This window comes from Mesorhizobium sp. M0437, assembly GCF_040321335.1.
Classification (GTDB): Bacteria; Pseudomonadota; Alphaproteobacteria; order Rhizobiales; family Rhizobiaceae; genus Mesorhizobium.
In genome coordinates this window covers 130,873-146,939 of sequence record NZ_JAMYRK010000004.1, presented here as the reverse complement: position 1 = coordinate 146,939, position 16,067 = coordinate 130,873, and the positions used below count along the sequence as shown (strand labels likewise).

15 protein-coding genes are annotated in these 16,067 nt (G+C 62.3%); 5 read left to right on the top strand and 10 right to left on the bottom strand.

Annotated features, from left to right (window positions below):
• Nucleotides 1-51: 51 nt before the first annotated feature.
• Nucleotides 52-1,011 (bottom strand): DMT family transporter, encoded by a 960-nt coding sequence (locus NKI72_RS04390; protein WP_352818438.1) that lies wholly within the window; start codon nucleotides 1,009-1,011, stop codon nucleotides 52-54.
• A 399-nt stretch (nucleotides 1,012-1,410) separates the two neighbouring features.
• Here NKI72_RS04390 and NKI72_RS04385 point away from each other — a divergent pair, with 399 nt between their 5' ends.
• A complete protein-coding gene (locus tag NKI72_RS04385; protein ID WP_352818006.1) occupies nucleotides 1,411-2,742 on the top strand; it encodes a PQQ-dependent sugar dehydrogenase in 1,332 nt (443 codons plus the stop codon).
• A 104-nt stretch (nucleotides 2,743-2,846) separates the two neighbouring features.
• On the opposite strand, the gene NKI72_RS04380 is transcribed toward NKI72_RS04385, so the two are convergent.
• The 8 genes from NKI72_RS04380 to NKI72_RS04345 form a co-directional block, all read right to left on the bottom strand.
• A complete protein-coding gene (locus NKI72_RS04380; protein ID WP_352767556.1) occupies nucleotides 2,847-4,355 on the bottom strand; it encodes an aldehyde dehydrogenase family protein in 1,509 nt (502 codons plus the stop codon).
• A 161-nt stretch (nucleotides 4,356-4,516) separates the two neighbouring features.
• Nucleotides 4,517-4,861 (bottom strand): cupin domain-containing protein, encoded by a 345-nt coding sequence (locus NKI72_RS04375; protein WP_352767554.1) that lies wholly within the window; start codon nucleotides 4,859-4,861, stop codon nucleotides 4,517-4,519.
• 23 nt (nucleotides 4,862-4,884) lie between these two features.
• Complete coding sequence (locus NKI72_RS04370) at nucleotides 4,885-5,232, bottom strand: cupin domain-containing protein (RefSeq protein ID WP_352767552.1); 348 nt, start codon at nucleotides 5,230-5,232, stop codon at nucleotides 4,885-4,887.
• The gene (locus NKI72_RS04365; protein WP_352818003.1) at nucleotides 5,229-6,503 is read right to left on the bottom strand and encodes a glycosyltransferase; all 1,275 of its coding nucleotides are present in this window, start codon (nucleotides 6,501-6,503) and stop codon (nucleotides 5,229-5,231) included. Before NKI72_RS04365 ends, NKI72_RS04370 begins: the two co-directional genes overlap by 4 nt.
• Nucleotides 6,504-6,520: 17 nt before the next feature.
• The gene (locus tag NKI72_RS04360; RefSeq protein WP_352833869.1) at nucleotides 6,521-7,594 is read right to left on the bottom strand and encodes an ABC transporter ATP-binding protein; all 1,074 of its coding nucleotides are present in this window, start codon (nucleotides 7,592-7,594) and stop codon (nucleotides 6,521-6,523) included.
• A complete protein-coding gene (locus NKI72_RS04355) occupies nucleotides 7,591-8,385 on the bottom strand; it encodes an ABC transporter permease (RefSeq protein WP_352454154.1) in 795 nt (264 codons plus the stop codon). Before NKI72_RS04355 ends, NKI72_RS04360 begins: the two co-directional genes overlap by 4 nt.
• Nucleotides 8,378-9,220 carry an ABC transporter permease gene (locus NKI72_RS04350; protein WP_352818434.1) on the bottom strand — a complete coding sequence of 281 codons (843 nt, stop codon included), beginning with the start codon at nucleotides 9,218-9,220 and terminating at the stop codon, nucleotides 8,378-8,380. Before NKI72_RS04350 ends, NKI72_RS04355 begins: the two co-directional genes overlap by 8 nt.
• Nucleotides 9,221-9,326: 106 nt before the next feature.
• Nucleotides 9,327-10,391: a polyamine ABC transporter substrate-binding protein gene (locus tag NKI72_RS04345; protein WP_352817998.1), complete on the bottom strand. Its 1,065-nt coding sequence runs from the start codon at nucleotides 10,389-10,391 to the stop codon at nucleotides 9,327-9,329.
• 230 nt (nucleotides 10,392-10,621) lie between these two features.
• On the opposite strand from NKI72_RS04345, the gene NKI72_RS04340 reads away from it, so the two are divergent.
• The 4 genes from NKI72_RS04340 to NKI72_RS04325 are packed head-to-tail and all read left to right on the top strand — an operon-like array spanning nucleotide 10,622 to nucleotide 15,543.
• Nucleotides 10,622-11,560 carry a GntR family transcriptional regulator gene (locus tag NKI72_RS04340; protein WP_352817994.1) on the top strand — a complete coding sequence of 313 codons (939 nt, stop codon included), beginning with the start codon at nucleotides 10,622-10,624 and terminating at the stop codon, nucleotides 11,558-11,560.
• 5 nt (nucleotides 11,561-11,565) lie between these two features.
• On the top strand, nucleotides 11,566-12,861 hold the full coding sequence (locus NKI72_RS04335; protein ID WP_352767900.1) for a nucleotide disphospho-sugar-binding domain-containing protein: 1,296 nt from the start codon (nucleotides 11,566-11,568) through the stop codon (nucleotides 12,859-12,861).
• Nucleotides 12,854-14,239: a glutamine synthetase family protein gene (locus NKI72_RS04330; protein WP_352833877.1), complete on the top strand. Its 1,386-nt coding sequence runs from the start codon at nucleotides 12,854-12,856 to the stop codon at nucleotides 14,237-14,239. The genes NKI72_RS04335 and NKI72_RS04330 overlap by 8 nt, the downstream gene beginning before the upstream one ends.
• Nucleotides 14,239-15,543: an NAD(P)/FAD-dependent oxidoreductase gene (locus tag NKI72_RS04325; RefSeq protein WP_352833880.1), complete on the top strand. Its 1,305-nt coding sequence runs from the start codon at nucleotides 14,239-14,241 to the stop codon at nucleotides 15,541-15,543. The genes NKI72_RS04330 and NKI72_RS04325 overlap by 1 nt, the downstream gene beginning before the upstream one ends.
• A 174-nt stretch (nucleotides 15,544-15,717) precedes the next feature.
• On the opposite strand, the gene NKI72_RS04320 is transcribed toward NKI72_RS04325, so the two are convergent.
• Entirely contained in the window at nucleotides 15,718-15,975 is a 258-nt protein-coding gene (locus tag NKI72_RS04320; RefSeq protein ID WP_352849950.1) for a hypothetical protein, read from the bottom strand.
• Between the last annotated feature and the right edge of the window lie 92 nt (nucleotides 15,976-16,067).

Here is a 16,067-nt window from a genome sequence, read left to right as displayed (position 1 = left end):
GGCGCTCTGATTTTGCGAGCTGCTCGCCGAAGCAGCGGAACTGATGTTTGCCTACGCGACACGCACCGTGCGCTGTCTCGGCTTGATCGCGGTGGCGAGCAGCAGGCCGGCGATGATGAAGGCGGCGCCGGCGAGATCGTAGTCGTGCAAGCTTTCGCCAAGGACCAGATAAGCGAGAACGGCGACGAAGGCGGTCTGGAGATAGAGCAGCATGCTGGCGCGCCCCGCACCAAGCGTCTCGACGCTACGGTTGTAGAGATAGTACATCAGAGCACCGCCGGGGCCGGCAACATAGGCGAGAGCCAGAAGGCCGTTCGCATGCAGCGCCGAACGATCCCCGGAAAACAGTTCCCAGAGATAGAAGGGCAGTGCGGCCAGCGCGCCGGCTCCCAGCAGCAGGACCACCATCGGCAGAAGCTCGATAGCGAATTTGGCGCGACGCAGCAGCACGGTGTAGAGGCCCCAACAAAACGCGCTGCCGACGATCCACAACTCGCCGGAATTGAACTGCAGCTGCATCAGCGCGGCAAGGTCGCCGCGCGCCACGATCACCACCATCCCAGCCAGAGCGACCAGCGCTCCAAGCGCTTTCCAGACACCAAGGGGCTCGCCGAGCGCGAAGCGGGCAAGCACCATGGTCATGATCGGCGACAGCGCCATGATGATGCCGGCGGTCGTCGCGTTGGTGTAGTTGAGGCCCGTGTAGATCATGCCCTGACACAAGGTTAGCCCGATAGTGCCGATGACCAGCACCTCGATCACCCGGGATTGGATCAGCACGAGCATCGCCCCGTGATGACGATGGACGATCGGCAGCAGGATCGCGCACGCGAGCGTCAGCCGCCAGAAGCAGAGCGCCCAAGGCGGCATCTCGGGGGCAACCCACTTGGCGGCGATATAGACGCCGGCCGACAGGAGCCAGCAGAGCGTCGCGAGGGAATAGGCGAGCGAAAGTGATGCTCCGGGTGTCGCCTTCGCTACACTTGGATGTGCTATCGGCAGCGATTGGATATCCGTCTCCTCCCACCGCAGACTTTAGCAGATTGGCAGCGTCTTGCTAAGCAGCAACAACAGCTGTTTCACCAGATGGCGCAATCGGTGGGTCATTGTGGGTCCCGCCGTTCACGGTCTCCTTCCATTCGAACGCATGTTGGCCCATGAGCAACTCGATACCGAACAGCGCAAGCCGTATCGATTTCGCGCGACACGAATGTGAGATTCATATCGCGCGACAGATATTCGCGCGGTTGCCACAATCTTCTCGCGCCATATTTCTACCGAGAGCAGATCTGTCGCGAATTCCTGGTTCCTAGGATCACGAGCGCCGCTGTTTCGAAGCAATTGGAAGAATAAGCCACTGACTTCCGTTTACACAAAGAGCGCGACACAGATCCATGCGGAGGACGTCCGATGCATGCCGGCTTCCGAGGAAGCGTACTCGTAGCGGTGTTGGGCACCGTCATGGCAAGCTGCGCTGGCATTCCGGCGCAAAAAACCAGGGCAATAACCGGCTATGGCCCCAACCCCACTTTACCGAAACCAAGACCGACGCTGATCCCGACTGTTAACATCGCCGAGGCGAAAGGCTGGCAGAAAGAAGGTATGCCGACCCCGGCGAAGGGGCTGACGGTGAACGCCTTCGCCATCGGCCTCGACCATCCGCGCTGGCTACATGTGCTTCCGAACGGCGACGTGCTGGTTGCTGAAACCAATGCCCCTGCCAAGCATGATGAAGGCTTCAGTCTTAGAAAGGTCTTCATGGACCTGGCTATGAAGCGGGCTGGCGCCGCGACCAAAAGCGCCAACCGCATCACGCTCCTGCGCGACACCGATGGCGACGGCATTGCGGATGTGCGCACGACGTTCGCGGAAGGCCTCAATTCGCCCTTCGGCATGACGCTGTCCAAAGGCAAACTCTTTGTCGCGAATACCGACGCGCTCGTCGCTTTCCCCTACTCCAATGGCCAGACCCGAGTCAGCACGTCGCCGGAAAAGATCATCGACTTGCCGGCCGGGGACCTCAACCATCATTGGACCAAGGACGTGATCGCAACTCCGGATGGACGCAAGCTCTATGTCACCGTTGGTTCCAACAGCAACGTTGGAGAAAACGGCATAGCCGCCGAGAAGAACCGCGCCGCTGTCCTTGAAGTGGATCGGTCTACCCGCCGCACTCGGGTCTTCGCCTCGGGCCTGCGCAACCCGAACGGGCTCTCCTGGAATCCTGAGACTGGCCAGCTTTGGGTCGCCGTGAACGAGCGTGACGAGATCGGCGACGACCTTGTGCCGGATTACATGACCTCGGTTCGTGACGGCGCTTTCTACGGTTGGCCCTACAGCTACTACGGACAGAACGTCGACGAACGCGTCAAGCCGCAGCCCCCCGATCTCGTGGCGGCAGCGATCAAGCCCGATTACGCCCTGGGCTCTCATACCGCCTCGCTGGGACTGACCTTCTCCAAAGGCGCGCGGCTCGGTCCGGCCTACGGCAACGGCGCCTTCGTCGGCCAGCACGGCTCGTGGAATAGAAGCGTGCATAGCGGCTACAAGGTCATCTTCGTGCCGTTCCATGGTGGCAAACCGAGCGGTCCTCCGGAAGATGTGCTCACTGGCTTCATCGGGCGTAATGACGAGGCGATGGGCAGGCCGGTCGGCGTCGCTATCGATCAGACTGGCGCACTGCTCGTCGCCGACGACGTCGGTAATGTCATCTGGCGGGTCCGCCGGGCGAATGGCCGTTGAGCGCAGGTGGCCTTTCTGATTCCGATCTCACCAGCCTTCGGCTACATTCGGCGGAGGCGGATATCCTAAACAATTAGCTAGCAGCACGCCCGAAGATAGTCGTGTCAAACATGCTTGCGCCCGCCTGCCTCGCGGAACCAGCTGTCAGGATAGGGATACCACCAGCCCTGAATCTCCGGTCTGTGGTCGATGATGACCATCTTCGAGCGGCGGAATGCATCCAGACCCTGGCGGCCGAGCTCGCGGCCGAGGCCCGAAGCCTTCCAGCCCCCGAACGGCAACGCGTCATTGTCTATCAGCGGATTGTTGACCCAGACCATGCCGGCCTCGAGCCGCTCCGCGGCCTCATGCGCTTCGGCTAGATCGGTGGTGAAGACCGAGGCGCCGAGACCGAAGGGGCTGTCGTTGGCAAGCTCTATCGCCTGGTTGAAATCCTTGACCCGGCAGATTGCGGCGACCGGCCCGAAACACTCTTCGCGCACGATTGCCATATCGGCGGTGATGCCGGTCAGGATGGTCGGCTCGTAGAACCAGCCTACATTATGTGCCGGCGGAATGCGTCCGCCGGTGATCGCTTTGGCACCGCTGCGGATTGCATCGTCGACCAGCCGGATGACCTTCGCACGCGCGGCCTCGCTGACCAGCGGTCCGATCTCGGTTTTGTCGAGGCCGTTGCCGATACGCAGCGCGCGCGTTTTCTCGGCAAACAGATCGACGAAGCGGTCGTGAACGGCATCAACCACGAAGAACCGTTCGGCCGAAGTGCAGACCTGGCCAGTGAGATGGAAGGCAGCCGTGACGCTGCCGGCAGCCGCCACGTCCAGTGGGGCGTGTTGGCTGATGATCAGGGGATCGCTGCCGCCGGCCTCGATAACGCAAGGCTTCATGCGCTCTGCACATGCGACGGCGACAGCCTTGCCGGCGGCGACCGAACCGGTGAAAGCAACCGCATGCGTGCGGTCCGAGGCGATCAGCGCCTGCGCCGTTGCTGCTCCGCCTGGCATGCAGGAAACCAGGCCCTTCGGCAGGGAGCGGAACACGGTCATGTAATCCAGCGTCGACAATGTTGTCGCTTCGGCGGGCTTGATCACGCAGGCATTGCCGGCGGCAAGCGAGGCGGCGACGGTCCAGCACATCAACAGGATCGGAAAATTGTAAGGCATGATGTGCACCGACGTGCCGTAGGGCTCGTAGCGGGCATACTGGAACGAACCGGCCTGCGTCGTGCCGGCGATCTTGCCGGCGTCGTCACGCGCCATTTCGGCGTAATAGCGGAAGATCGGCGCGCAATTGGCGATCTCGCCGATCGCCTCCGGATAGGGTTTGCCCATCTCGCGCACCATCAGCTCGGCGCAGTGCGTGAAGTCGGCCGCCTCGATGGCGTTGGCGACGGCGTGCAGATGCCGGGCACGGCTCTTGGCGTCGAGCTTTTTCCAGGCCGTTTGCGCCTTGGTCGCTGCGGTGAGCACGGCGTCGATCTCGCCGTCGCTGGCTGCGGTGATCGCGCCGACGGTTTCGAGCGTCGCCGGATCGATCACCGGTTTTGCCGCACCGGTCATTGGCCGATAATCCGGATTGACGAAGAAGGTCGGCCGGTCAGGTGAAAAGTCCATTCTGTCCTCCCGTGTGCACGGAACCTTTTTGAGAATTCACCCTGCCGAGACAGGCGGCGTGGTTTTCGAGAACCGAAGCGGAGCGGAGATTAAAGTCCATGAGCATCGGAAGCGGAGAAAACGGCGTCACGTGTCCGGTAGGGTAGAATTATCGTGAAGGTTCAGCGGATCATGTAGACTTTCTTGATGGTCTCGTGGACGGTGCAGACGCCTTTCCAGTCCTGCGGAAAGAACGCTGCGGTGTCCGGTTCGATCTCGATCACCTCGCCGGATTCGTGGACATAGGTGCAGCGTCCCTCGAGGAAATGGCAGAACTCATCGCGGGTGACGTGGCAGTGCCATTTGCCCGGCGTGCAGACCCACAGTCCGCATTCGGAGCGGCCCTCCGGCCCCTTGTGCAGCAGCTTGCCGGAACTGCGGGATTCGCCGTCGATCAGGGTGGGGATGACGCCCCAGTCGACCAGGTCGGTGAGGGCGAGCGGCGATTTCATGATCGGTGTCGGCATGTCGGGAGCTCCAGTGGCCGGCTTTAGGCCAGCATGTAAACGTTGCGGATGGTCTCGTGGACGGTGCATTCGCCGGTCCAACCGGCCGGGAACATGACAACCGTGGCGGCGGATACCTCGATCACCTCGCCGTCGACCGATCTGTAGGTCGCACGGCCGGCAACGAAATGGCACAATTCGTCGCGCGGAATCGCCAGCCGCCAGCGACCGGGCGTGCAGACCCAGATGCCGGATTCCGGCTGGTTGTTCGGCCCTTTGTGCACCAGCCTGCCGGTGGAGTGCGAAGCGCCTTCCAGCGCGTCGGGCTGGGTGCCCCAGTCGACGAGGTCGGTGCGGGTCGAGGCTTGGTGGAGGTGTGGGGCAGAGATCACAGCAATTTCTCCAGCAAAGCAGCCGCTTTCTCCGGGCCGTTCTGCGACTGCATCTGGGCCGACGTCTTGGCCAGCTTGGCCCTGATTGCCGGGTCGGTCAGGCAGGTTTCGATCCTGGCGATGAGCTCGGCGTCGCTCCAGTCGTAGCGCGGCATGCCGAAGCCGTGGCCGGTCTCCTCGACCCGCGTCGCATTGTCGTGGCCGTCCCAGACGTAGGGCATGATGATCGCCGGCTTGCCGAAATACAGGCACTCGGTGAACGAATTGTTGCCGCCATGATGGATCATCGCATCGACCTGCGGGATGACCGATGGCTGCGGGAACCAGCTCTCGACGATGACGTTTTCGGGCACTTGCGCGTACTGCTCCTTGTAGCCGCCGACATTGACCAGCGCCCGGTAGCGCGTCTTGCCCAACGTTGCGACGATGCGCTTCAGCAGATCGACATCGCCGGCGCCAAGGCTGCCGAAGGAAACATAGAGCAGCGGCCCGTCATTATTCTTCGCAAAAACCGGCACGATGTAGGGCTTCTCCTGCCGCACGCAGCCTTCCAGATATTGGAATTTTGCCGGGTCGAGCGGATAGCGGCGCTTGAACTTCGCCGCCTCGGGATAGAGCAGCAGATTGAGGTACGGCGAGGCCTCGAAGAACTGGCCGATCGGATACGGCGCTTCGTTGTTCGCTTTCAAAAACGCATTGAAGTCGTCATGGATCGGCTTGATGACGGCGTTGAAATGGTCGCGGTAACGCCGATGGCAGGCGTGGTCGTTCTCGCCGCAGCCGGACAGATGTGGCGGGATGTCCTCGTCCTCGATCTCGTTTTCCGAGCAGGAGATGACGCGCACCCAGGGCTTGCCATACTGCTTGATTGCCGGGAACAGGATGACGTTGTCGACGCAGATGACATCAGGCTTGATCGTCGCAAGCACGCCAGGCAGATCCTTCTCAGCCCATTTGGCGCTGTCGACGATCGCCGTCCAGCAATCCTTCACGTAATTGTCGACCTGGTCGTAGGGCGATTTGCGGAAGTTCGGGATGTGGCCGTTGATGAAGTCTTCCCAGAACTTGGCCATCTGTTCCGGCGGCATCGGCTCGGACAGGTTCACCGGATGAGCCTCGAAGCCGTAGCCCTTGTAGACGTCGACGAAACCGGGGTCCGACAGGAACACCGCTCTGTGGCCGCGCGCCTCGATCGCCTGGGCTATGCCGACGGAATTGAGCGCGGGGCCATAGGCGGCCTCCGGAAAGAACGCGATCGTCTTCTGCGCCATGAGAGGTTCTCCTTCGATCAATCCGCGAAAATTCTGACGTCAGCCGCATCCCAGCCGAGCTCGACTGTATCGCCCGACGAGACCGGGCGGCGGTCGGCGGCGTCGGCGGTGACGCGCACCAGGAACGGCTTTGGCGACAGGGCGGTGCGGACGTGCAGCTGCAGATCGAGTCCCTGATAGGCCAGCGCCTCGACCGCGCCGAAGATACGGTTGGCCGTTTCTGCCGACGGGAACAGCCGGATGCGTTCGGGCCGCACTGAAGCTACCGCCGCAGCGCCGGGCGAAATTGTTGCGGGAACATCGCCGGCGATCCGCACGCCGTTGCTTGCCAGCACGCCGTCGCCGGCGGCTTTGCCCGGTACGAAATTCATGACGCCGATGAAGTCGGCGACGAAACGGTCCCCCGGGTGCTCGTAGACCGCATGGGGTGTATCGCATTGCAGCAGCTTGCCGTCCCTGAGCACTGCCATACGGTCGGCCATGACGAGCGATTCCTCCTGATCGTGGGTGACGATGACGAAGGTGATGCCGACCTCGTGCTGCAGCCGCTTCAGCTCCAGTTGCATGGCCCCGCGCAATTTCTTGTCGAGCGCGCCAAGAGGTTCGTCGAGCAGAAGCAGCCGTGGTCGCTTGACCAGCGCTCGGGCAAGCGCGACGCGCTGCTTCTGCCCGCCGGACAATTGCTCCGGCTTGCGGTCGGCGAAGGCAACGAGTTCGGTCGTCGCCAAAATGGCGTCGACAAGGGAGCGGATTTCCTTTGCAGGCAAGCGTTCCATTTCGAGGCCGTAGGAAACATTGGCCCTGACGCTCATATGCGGAAACAGCGCATAGGACTGGAACATCAGATTGACCGGCCGCTTATTGGGCGGGGTCCTGCCGATGTCGCGGCCGTCGAGCAGGATGCGCCCGTCATTGGGCGTCTCAAAGCCGGCCAGCATGCGCAGCAGCGTTGTCTTGCCGCAGCCCGAAGGTCCAAGCAAGGCGAAGAATTCGTTCTCGCGGATATCCAGCGAAATGCCGTCGACCGCCGTCACCCGGCCGAACTTCTTCGACACGTTGTCGATCGCCAGCAGCGTGCGGGGCTCGTTCATTGGCCGATCACCCCACGGTTGAGCCGCTGCGACAGGGTCAGCGCGGTGATTGAGACCGCCATGACGATAGTCGCCAAGGCATTGATCTCCGGCGTGATGCCGAAGCGAATCATCGAATAGATCTGCATCGGCAGCGTGGTCGAGGCGCGGCCGGCGCCGGCGGTGAAGAAGGCGATGATGAATTCGTCGACCGAAAGGGTGAAGGCGAGCAGCGCGCCGGCGACGACGGCAGGCAGGATCACCGGCAACGTCACCCGCCGAAATGTCGTGAGCGCGGAAGCACCGAGATCGGCAGAGGCCTCGACGATCGACCAGTCGAAGCTTTTCAGCCGCGCGCGCACCACGGAGCAGACGAAGGCGAGATTGAAGACGACATGGGCCAGGATGATGGTGTGCAGGCCCAAGGTGAGATCAAGCATCGAGAAGAAGCTGAGCAGCGCGATCGCCAGCACGATGTCGGGAATGATCATCGGCGCAAAGATCAGCGCCTCGAGACCTTTGCCGTATTGCCGGCGTATTTCGACGCCGATCGCCAGCAGCGTGCCGAGCAGCGTGGCGATGGCGGTCGAGACAAGCGCCACGATCAATGTGTTGAGCGCGGCAGAAAGGATTGCGGCGTTTCCGATTAGCGAGACATACCATTTCAGCGAAAAGCCCGACCAGACGGTCGGCAGCCCGCCTTGGTTGAACGACAGCGCCACCAGCACGGCGATCGGGATGTAGAGGAAGGCCAGGACCAGTGAAAGCACGAGCCAGAGCGCGCGCCTCGTGGCGAGGGAGCGCTCAGCCATCGGCGCCTCCTCTCGCTTCGGCGGTACGGCCCGAGGCGCGATCAGCAGCCAGGGCCTGCGCCGTCAGCACCAGCAGCATGATGGCGATCAGCACCATTGCCAGTGCCGCACCGAAGGGCCAGTCATTGGCGGTCAGGAACTGCTCGTAGACGACATTGCCGATCATCTGGAAGCGCCCACCGCCGAGCAGAGCAGGGGTCACGAAATTGCCGATCGACAGCACGAAGACGAAAACAGCACCGGCGGCGATACCCGGCACGGTCACTGGCAGGATGACCCGGCGAAATGTGGTCACGGCCGACGCGCCGAGATCGCGCGAGGCCTCTGCGAGCTCCGGATTGAGCCGCGACAGCGGCGCGTAGCAGGCCAGGATGACGAAGGGCAGATAGTTGTAGACCAGACCGGCGATGACGGCGCCTTCGGTATAAAGCATCGACGGCGGCTCGCCGGTGTAGCCGAACCAGCGCAGCAGTTGTGTGATCAGCCCTTCGCGGTTGAGCAGCACGATCCAGGCATAGGTACGGATCAGGTAGTTGGACCAGAAGGGCAAGACGGCAAAGAACAGAAACACCGGCTGCCGTTGCCGGGGTGCTGCCGCGATCGCATAGGCGGCGGCATAACCGATCACCACCGCGACCAGGGTTGCCGTGCCGGCAATGCGCGCCGAATTGAGGAAGATGCCGGCATAGAGCGGGTCGAACACCAGCCCGAAATTCTCCAGCGTGAAAGTGTAATCGATGCCGCCATAGATGCCGCGCCGAAAGAAGGCGAGCGCCAGCACCAGCGCGCATGGCACGACCATCAAGGCGGTGAGCCAGGCCAGCGCCGGCGTCATCAGCAAGAATGAGCGAAGTCTTGTTTGGGACAAGATTGCGGTACCGCATTCAACGGTCGGCGGCGAAAACCCCGCCGTCGACCGGGATTTCTGATTTTGATGTCGGTTATTGCGCGGCCTTGATTTCGCTGACGATCTTCGAGTAGTCGCGTTGGGCATCGCCGACATCGCGCAACTGCTCGAACTTGACCAACGCTGCCACCGGCATGCTCATATTGGGAAATTTGGCGAGAAAATCCGCCGGCAGGCTTTCCATGGCCGGCTTGTTCGGTACCTTGTAGTCGATGTTCTGGGCCGCCCAGGCGTGGTTCTTGGCGTCCAGCATGAAGTTGATGAACTGGAAGGCGGCGTCCTTGTTGGCCGATGCCTTCATCACGACCATCGTATCGACCCAGAGATCCGAGCCTTCTTTCGGTATGGTGTATTTAATTTGTGGATTCTCGGCGATCCCGTAATTGCACCAGCCATCCCAGGCCTGAACCATCAGCGCCTCGCCCGAGACCAGCTTTGAATAAAAGGTCGTGTCGTCATAGGCCAGCAAGGTCTTCTTGGCCGAGATCAGCAAGTCCTTGACTTCGCCGAGCTTTGCCGGATCGGTCTCGTTCACCGAATAGCCCTTGGCGAGTTGGCCGGCGGCAAGCAGCCAGCGGTCGGTCGCCAGCATCGTCGTCTTGCCCTTGAGCGCATCGGACGGGGCGAGAAGGTCGTTCCAGCTGACCGGCTCCGCCTTCACCAGATCCGAACGGTAGCAAAGGCCGGTGGTGCCCCAAGTGTAGGGCACGGAAAAATTGTTGCCGGCGTCGTGCGGCAGCTTCGCCGCCTCGGGATAGAGATTAGCGAGGTTAGGGATCTTGGCATGGTCGATCGCCTCGATCAGGCCGAGCTTGTTCAGCACTTCGGCGAAGGGCGAGGAGACGAAGACCACGTCATAGCCCTTGCCGCCGGACGCGACGAGCTTGCCCATGATCTCCTCGTTAGTGGCGTGAACCACGACTTCACCGGAGACACCGGTCGCCGCCTTGAAAGCTTTCATGGCATCCGGCGCCATGTAGCCGTCCCAGTTGGAGATAACGAGGTCGGAGGCAGCCGCCGGCGCTGACAGCGCCAGGCCAAGGCCAAGTGCGATCAAGGACTTCCTTAACGGACGGTGCCGCAGGTGGGTGGTGGTCATGACAGACTCCCATTCTGGTTGATCATCGAACTAGTCGTCGGACCAGCGCCTGCAGCCGTAGCCGCTTTGATCCTGTTCCCCGGTCTTTTATTGCCGATTGATCTCACAGTACTATTGCAGAAAAAAGTACGTCAATCCATAATTTGTCAAACTACGGTGAATCCCGGCCGATCGCATCCGCAAGGGCAATCGGCCAAATCTCAGCCGCCAAATCCTTCACGAGAATTGCCATGCAAGTTGCAGCTCGACGTCCCCGTACCAACCATCTCGACCTTGCACAGCGCATTCTCGATGTGGCCCGGAAACGCGGCTTTGAACCCGGCGCTCATCTCCCGGAGCAGCAGATCGCTTCGCTCTGCAACGTATCCCGAACTCCGGTGCGGGCCGCGCTGCGTCTGCTCACTGAAAAAGGCGTGGTTCGATGGGAGGCTGAGTCCGGCTATCGCTTGGCGGTAGACCTCACGAGCCAGGCGACCGTCGCCGCCGACCTGCCGAGCGCCGAGGAGGATGAACTTGCCGACATGATCCTGCGAGACCGCTCGGCGCGCCGACTGGACCAGACGGTCACCGTCGGCGCGCTGATGCGACGGTATAATGCCGAGCGCAGGACGGTACTAAAATCGCTGAAGAAACTGGCCGAGGAAAATCTTCTGGACCGCGCGCCGGGGCAGTCCTGGCTTTTCAGGAGAGCGCCGGACGATCTTGGCGCACAAGGGGAGAGCTATGAATTCCGGCTGTTGCTGGAACCCGCCGCCCTTCTGGCGCCTGGATTCCGGCTGGATGGGACGCGCGCGGCAGCCTTGCGACAGGGCATGGAAATGCTGCTGGCTCTGCCCGACGCGGCATTCGATTCCAGAGAGTTCCAACGGCTGGACATCGATTTTCACGGGATGATCGCCGGTGGCTCCGCCAACCGCTTCGTCGCCGAGGCGTTGGCCGATCATCTCAGGCTGCGCCGGCTGCCGGGAACGTATGCCGGCGTCAATGTCTTCCGGCTGAAGCAATCATTGCGCGAGCATCTGACCATACTCGACCATCTGGAGAGCCAGCAGTACGAGGTTGCAGCCGATCTGCTTCGGGTCCATCTGCGGCTTTCACGCAGCCAGCGACCGCAGGCGGCTAGTCGCGGGGCGCCCGCGCTGTTCGGCATGATCAGCCGGCCGGAATAACGAGGATCATGCGCAAAGGCAGCCCGACCATCGCACTGTTTCCGGAAGCGAGCTTCGGCGCTGCGCTGAATTGCGTTGGCATAGCGCAGGCCCTGCGCGCTCGTGGCGCCCGTCCGGTGTTCATCTGCCATGCCGGCTTTTCTGGCGTGTTCGCCGACTATGGGTTTCAGGAATACCAGTTGCCGACTGACGATCCGTTGACCGACAGCGAACGCCAGAGCTACTGGCAGGCCTTCGTGCGCCGTCATCTGCCGCATTTCAGGCTGAGCCCCATCGATCAGCTCGAAACCTACGTTGCCCCGACCTGGCAAGCAATCGTAGACACTGCGGTCAACGCCGAGGCGCCGCTGCGCCAATTGCTGGCGCGGCTGAAGCCGGACGCCGTGGTGCTCGACAACGTCGTCATGTTCCCGGCATTGGCGACAGCCGGCTGCCCGTGGGTGCGCGTCGTCTCCTGCGCCGAAACCGAGCTTCCCGATGCCAATGTGCCACCCTATCTGTCCGGTCTCGCCGCCGACGACCCGAGCCGCGCGGCGTTCGAGGCGCGCTACCTGGCAGCGGTCGCTCCGGCCCATGACCGCTTCAATCGGCTTCGGACCGACGCCGGTCTTGCGCCCTTGCCGACGGGTCTTTTTCTGGAACCTTCGCCCGCCCTCAATCTGCTGCTGACCCCAACGATTGTGCGAAGGCAGCGCGCCGAGCCGCTCGACCCTGCCAGCTTCGTCTATCTCGAAGGCTGCGTTCGCTCGGAAGGGCCGTTCGACGTGCCGGTTTTTCCGCGCGATGGCGGACCGCTGGTTTATGTCAGTTTCGGTAGTCTTGGCGCCATGGATGTCGGCCTGATCCAGCGGATGCTCGCCGTTTTCGACAGGCTGCCGGCCCGCTTCATTGTCAATGCCGGAGGTCTGCGCGACAGCTATCGCGCCGTTCCGGACAATGTCTATCTCGATGCCTGGTTTCCACAGCCTTCGGTCGTGGCGAAATGCGACCTCTTCATTCATCATGGTGGCAACAACAGCTTTTGCGAAGCACTGCGTTTCGGTGTGCCGTCGCTGGTCATGCCCTATTGCTGGGACGGGCATGACAATGCGCAACGTGCCGAGGAAACCGGCGTCGGGCGCCACATCAGCCGCGATGGCTGGACGGAAGACGAATTGGAGCGAAGCATTCTTGGCCTGATGGCCGATGCTGCAATGCGCGCACGCCTCCGGGAGAATGCAGTGCATATGGCGCTGACACCCGGAACGGACGTGGCTGCCGAAGCCATTCTCGCTCTTGCAAGGACCCGACCTGATGCTTGACACCACAACAACGGATGCCTCGACCATGAACGGCACCAACGACCCGAAAGACTGGTTGGCCGCTCACGCTGTCAGCGAGGTCGAGTGCCTGGTGCCCGACATGAACGGCGTGCTGCGCGGCAAGGCCCTGCCAGCGGCCAAGTTCCTCAAGGCGATCGAGGACCGAGCACTCTATCTGCCGAGCAGCGCGTTCCTGGTCAGCATCGACGGCCGCTATTCCGGTTCCGTCGACGAGGGGTTCGCCTACCAGGACCCCGACATGCGGATGGTGCCGGATGTCGCAACACTCTGTCTGGCGCCCGGTGGCGGGCCAGGCAAGGCCTATGTCTTCGCCGATGCGTTCCACATGGACGACCGGCCGTGGATGGCTTCGCCGCGGCACGTGTTGCGGGCCGTGCTCGATCTATATCGCCAGCGCGGCTGGCGGGCGGTGGTGGCGCCGGAGCTTGAATTTTATCTCACCGCGCCCAATCCCGATCCCGACAGGCCGGTGACGGCGCCGGTCGGGCGCAATGGCCGCTCCGAAAGCGTGCAGCATCCCTATGACATGGCGGCACTGGAGCAATTCGAGCCGGTGATCCGGCGCCTCTATGACTATGCTGCGGCAGCCGGACTGCCGCTCGACACGCTCATCCATGAATCGGGCACGGCCCAACTGGAGATCAATTTCCTGCATGGCGACGCGCTGCCGCTGGCAGACAAGGTGTTGCTGTTCAAGCGAATGACGCGCCAGGCCGCGCAGGAATGTGGCATGCAGGCGACCTTCATGGCCAAACCGATAGCTGCACAAGCCGGCAGCTCAATGCATCTCCACATGTCTGTCGTCGACGAGGCCGCCAACACGCTGTTTGCCGGGCGTGACGGCGCCGACACCGAGATGTTCCGGCATTTCATCGGCGGCCTGCAGAAATACATTCCCAAGGTGATGCCGCTGTTTGCGCCGAACGTGAATTCGTTCCGCCGCATCCGGCCGAACCACAGTGCACCCGCCAACATCGAGTGGTCGCACGACAACCGCTCCTGCGGCCTGCGTGTGCCGGCCGGCGGGCGCACCGCGCGGCGCGTGGAAAATCGGCTGCCCGGCGCCGATGCCAATCCCTATCTGGCGATAGCCGGCTCGCTGCTTTGCGGTTATCTCGGCGTCGAGGAGAAGATCGCTCGTTCGACGGAAGCGTCGGGCAATGCCTATCGCAGCAGGAGCACGCTGCCCAAAACCATGGAAGAGGCGCTCGACCGCTTCGCTGCGTGCGATCCGGTTCGGGCGGTGCTCGGCGAGGATTTCTTCCAGACCTATTTGCGCGTCAAGAGCGTTGAGCTCGACCTGTTCCAGAGCGTCGTCACCTCTTGGGAACGCGACCATCTGCTGCTCAAGGTGTGATGATGGGCTTCAATTCTGGGGGCTTCAACTCCGGCCTGGATATCGGCAAATCCTACTATGTCGCGACGGCCAATCCGGCTCCGGACCATCCGGCGCTGCAGGGCGACGTCGACGCCGATCTGGTGGTGGTCGGCGGCGGTTGTACCGGCCTCTCCGCAGCCTTTCATGCAGCCGAACGCGGCCTGAAGGTGGTGCTGCTCGAAGGCGGCAAGATCGGCTGGGGGGCGTCGGGGCGCAATGGCGGCCAGATGATCCCCGGCCTGCGCAAGGGCGCCAAGGGGCTGGTCAAGCTATATGGGCCGGAACGGGGGAGGGCGCTGTTCGATCTCGCCTTCGAGGCGCGGGCCCTCGTGCTCGGTCTGATCGAGCGCCATGCCATCGATTGCGACCTCAGGCTCACCGGCCATCTGGCTGGTGCGGTCAACGGTTCCGACCTGCGCGACCTCGAAGAAGAGGCCGAGTGCCTTTCTACGGTGATGAACTTTCATGATGTCGAGATGCTGTCGGCAGCGCAGGCGCGCGGAATGGTGAACACACCTTATCACGGCGCGATGTACGAGAAGCTCGGTGGCCATATGCATCCGCTGAACTACACGCTCGGTCTTGCTCGCGCCGCGGCTGCGGCGGGCGTCACCATCCACGAGAATTCGGTGGCGCTGCGGCTGGAGCGGGAAGCTTCCCCCCGGGTTTCGACGGCCAAAGGCTCGGTCCGGGCCAGGCATGTCGTACTGGCCGGCGATGCGCTGCTCCACGGGCTTGAGCCGCGCGTCAACAGCCGCATCATGCCGGTCGGCAACTACATCATCGCCACCGAGCCGCTGGGCGACACGAGCGACGTCATCCCAAGCAATGTGGCCGTCTCCGACACGCGCTTCGTCGTCAATTACTACCGGCTGTCGGCGGATGGACGCCTGCTGTTCGGCGGCGGCGAGCGCTATACGCCGTCGCCGCCCGCCGACATTGCCGGCTTCGTGCGGCCGCACATGGAAAACACCTTTCCGCAATTGCGCGGCCGCCGCATCGATCACGCCTGGGGCGGGCTGGTCTCGGTGACGACATCGCGCCTGCCGCATGTCGGTCGCTATGGCGACGTCTATTTTGCGCATGGCTATTCGGGCAAGGGGGTGATCCTGTCGACGCTGTCGGGCAAGCTGCTCGCTGAGGCGATCACCGGTGATGCTTCGCGGCTCGATCTGTTTTCGACCCTAAGCCCGCTGCCGTTCCCCGGCGGCACGGCGCTGCGCGGCCCGCTCTATGTGCTCGGCATGCTTTGGTACGCAATGCGTGACCGCATCAAACATTGAGCGCAGGCATGCGCAATGAGGCCGAGCGCCGCCACCAAGCGATTAACGGCTGATTTCGCGGCGGCGTCCGACTTGATCGATGCTTGAACATGGTCCGCAGGCAATGGTCGCGAGTCGGTTCGTGCCCTGCTCCCGAAGCCTGAGCGCCGATAGACCTGCCTGCTATTTCCTCAGCTAATAGATCGATATGATTGCAGGATTAACTGTTTCATAGCCCAGGCGCGGCTCCGATTTGTCTTTCGAAATCGCGCTGGAGACAGTTCCGGTTGAACTGCAATCCAATTTTGTTTCCCTGTTTTTCTTGATCGTGCTGCCCGACAGGTCGGCGCCGGCCGACGTTACTTCTGTACTGACCACTCTCTTTTTCTCGTGCGCAATGGCGGCGGTGGATACGGCCATCACAATTGCCGCGCAAACAATCGTCAATCTCATTGTTTCCCCCTTAGAGCACCGCAAAAATGTGGTCGACTGCCTTGAGACGCCGGCGAAGACGGTACTCGCGCTTAGCCGGCCCATGCAGCTTC

Coding starts and splice junctions, on each gene's coding strand:
- NKI72_RS04385 (WP_352818006.1), top strand. CDS start 1,411: ATGCATGCCGGCTTCCGAGGAAGCGTACTCGTAGCGGTGTTGGGCACC.
- NKI72_RS04380 (WP_352767556.1), bottom strand. CDS start 4,355: ATGGACTTTTCACCTGACCGGCCGACCTTCTTCGTCAATCCGGATTAT.
- NKI72_RS04375 (WP_352767554.1), bottom strand. CDS start 4,861: ATGCCGACACCGATCATGAAATCGCCGCTCGCCCTCACCGACCTGGTC.
- NKI72_RS04365 (WP_352818003.1), bottom strand. CDS start 6,503: ATGGCGCAGAAGACGATCGCGTTCTTTCCGGAGGCCGCCTATGGCCCC.
- NKI72_RS04360 (WP_352833869.1), bottom strand. CDS start 7,594: ATGAACGAGCCCCGCACGCTGCTGGCGATCGACAACGTGTCGAAGAAG.
- NKI72_RS04355 (WP_352454154.1), bottom strand. CDS start 8,385: ATGGCTGAGCGCTCCCTCGCCACGAGGCGCGCGCTCTGGCTCGTGCTT.
- NKI72_RS04350 (WP_352818434.1), bottom strand. CDS start 9,220: ATGACGCCGGCGCTGGCCTGGCTCACCGCCTTGATGGTCGTGCCATGC.
- NKI72_RS04345 (WP_352817998.1), bottom strand. CDS start 10,391: ATGACCACCACCCACCTGCGGCACCGTCCGTTAAGGAAGTCCTTGATC.
- NKI72_RS04340 (WP_352817994.1), top strand. CDS start 10,622: ATGCAAGTTGCAGCTCGACGTCCCCGTACCAACCATCTCGACCTTGCA.
- NKI72_RS04330 (WP_352833877.1), top strand. CDS start 12,854: ATGCTTGACACCACAACAACGGATGCCTCGACCATGAACGGCACCAAC.
- NKI72_RS04325 (WP_352833880.1), top strand. CDS start 14,239: ATGATGGGCTTCAATTCTGGGGGCTTCAACTCCGGCCTGGATATCGGC.
- NKI72_RS04320 (WP_352849950.1), bottom strand. CDS start 15,975: ATGAGATTGACGATTGTTTGCGCGGCAATTGTGATGGCCGTATCCACC.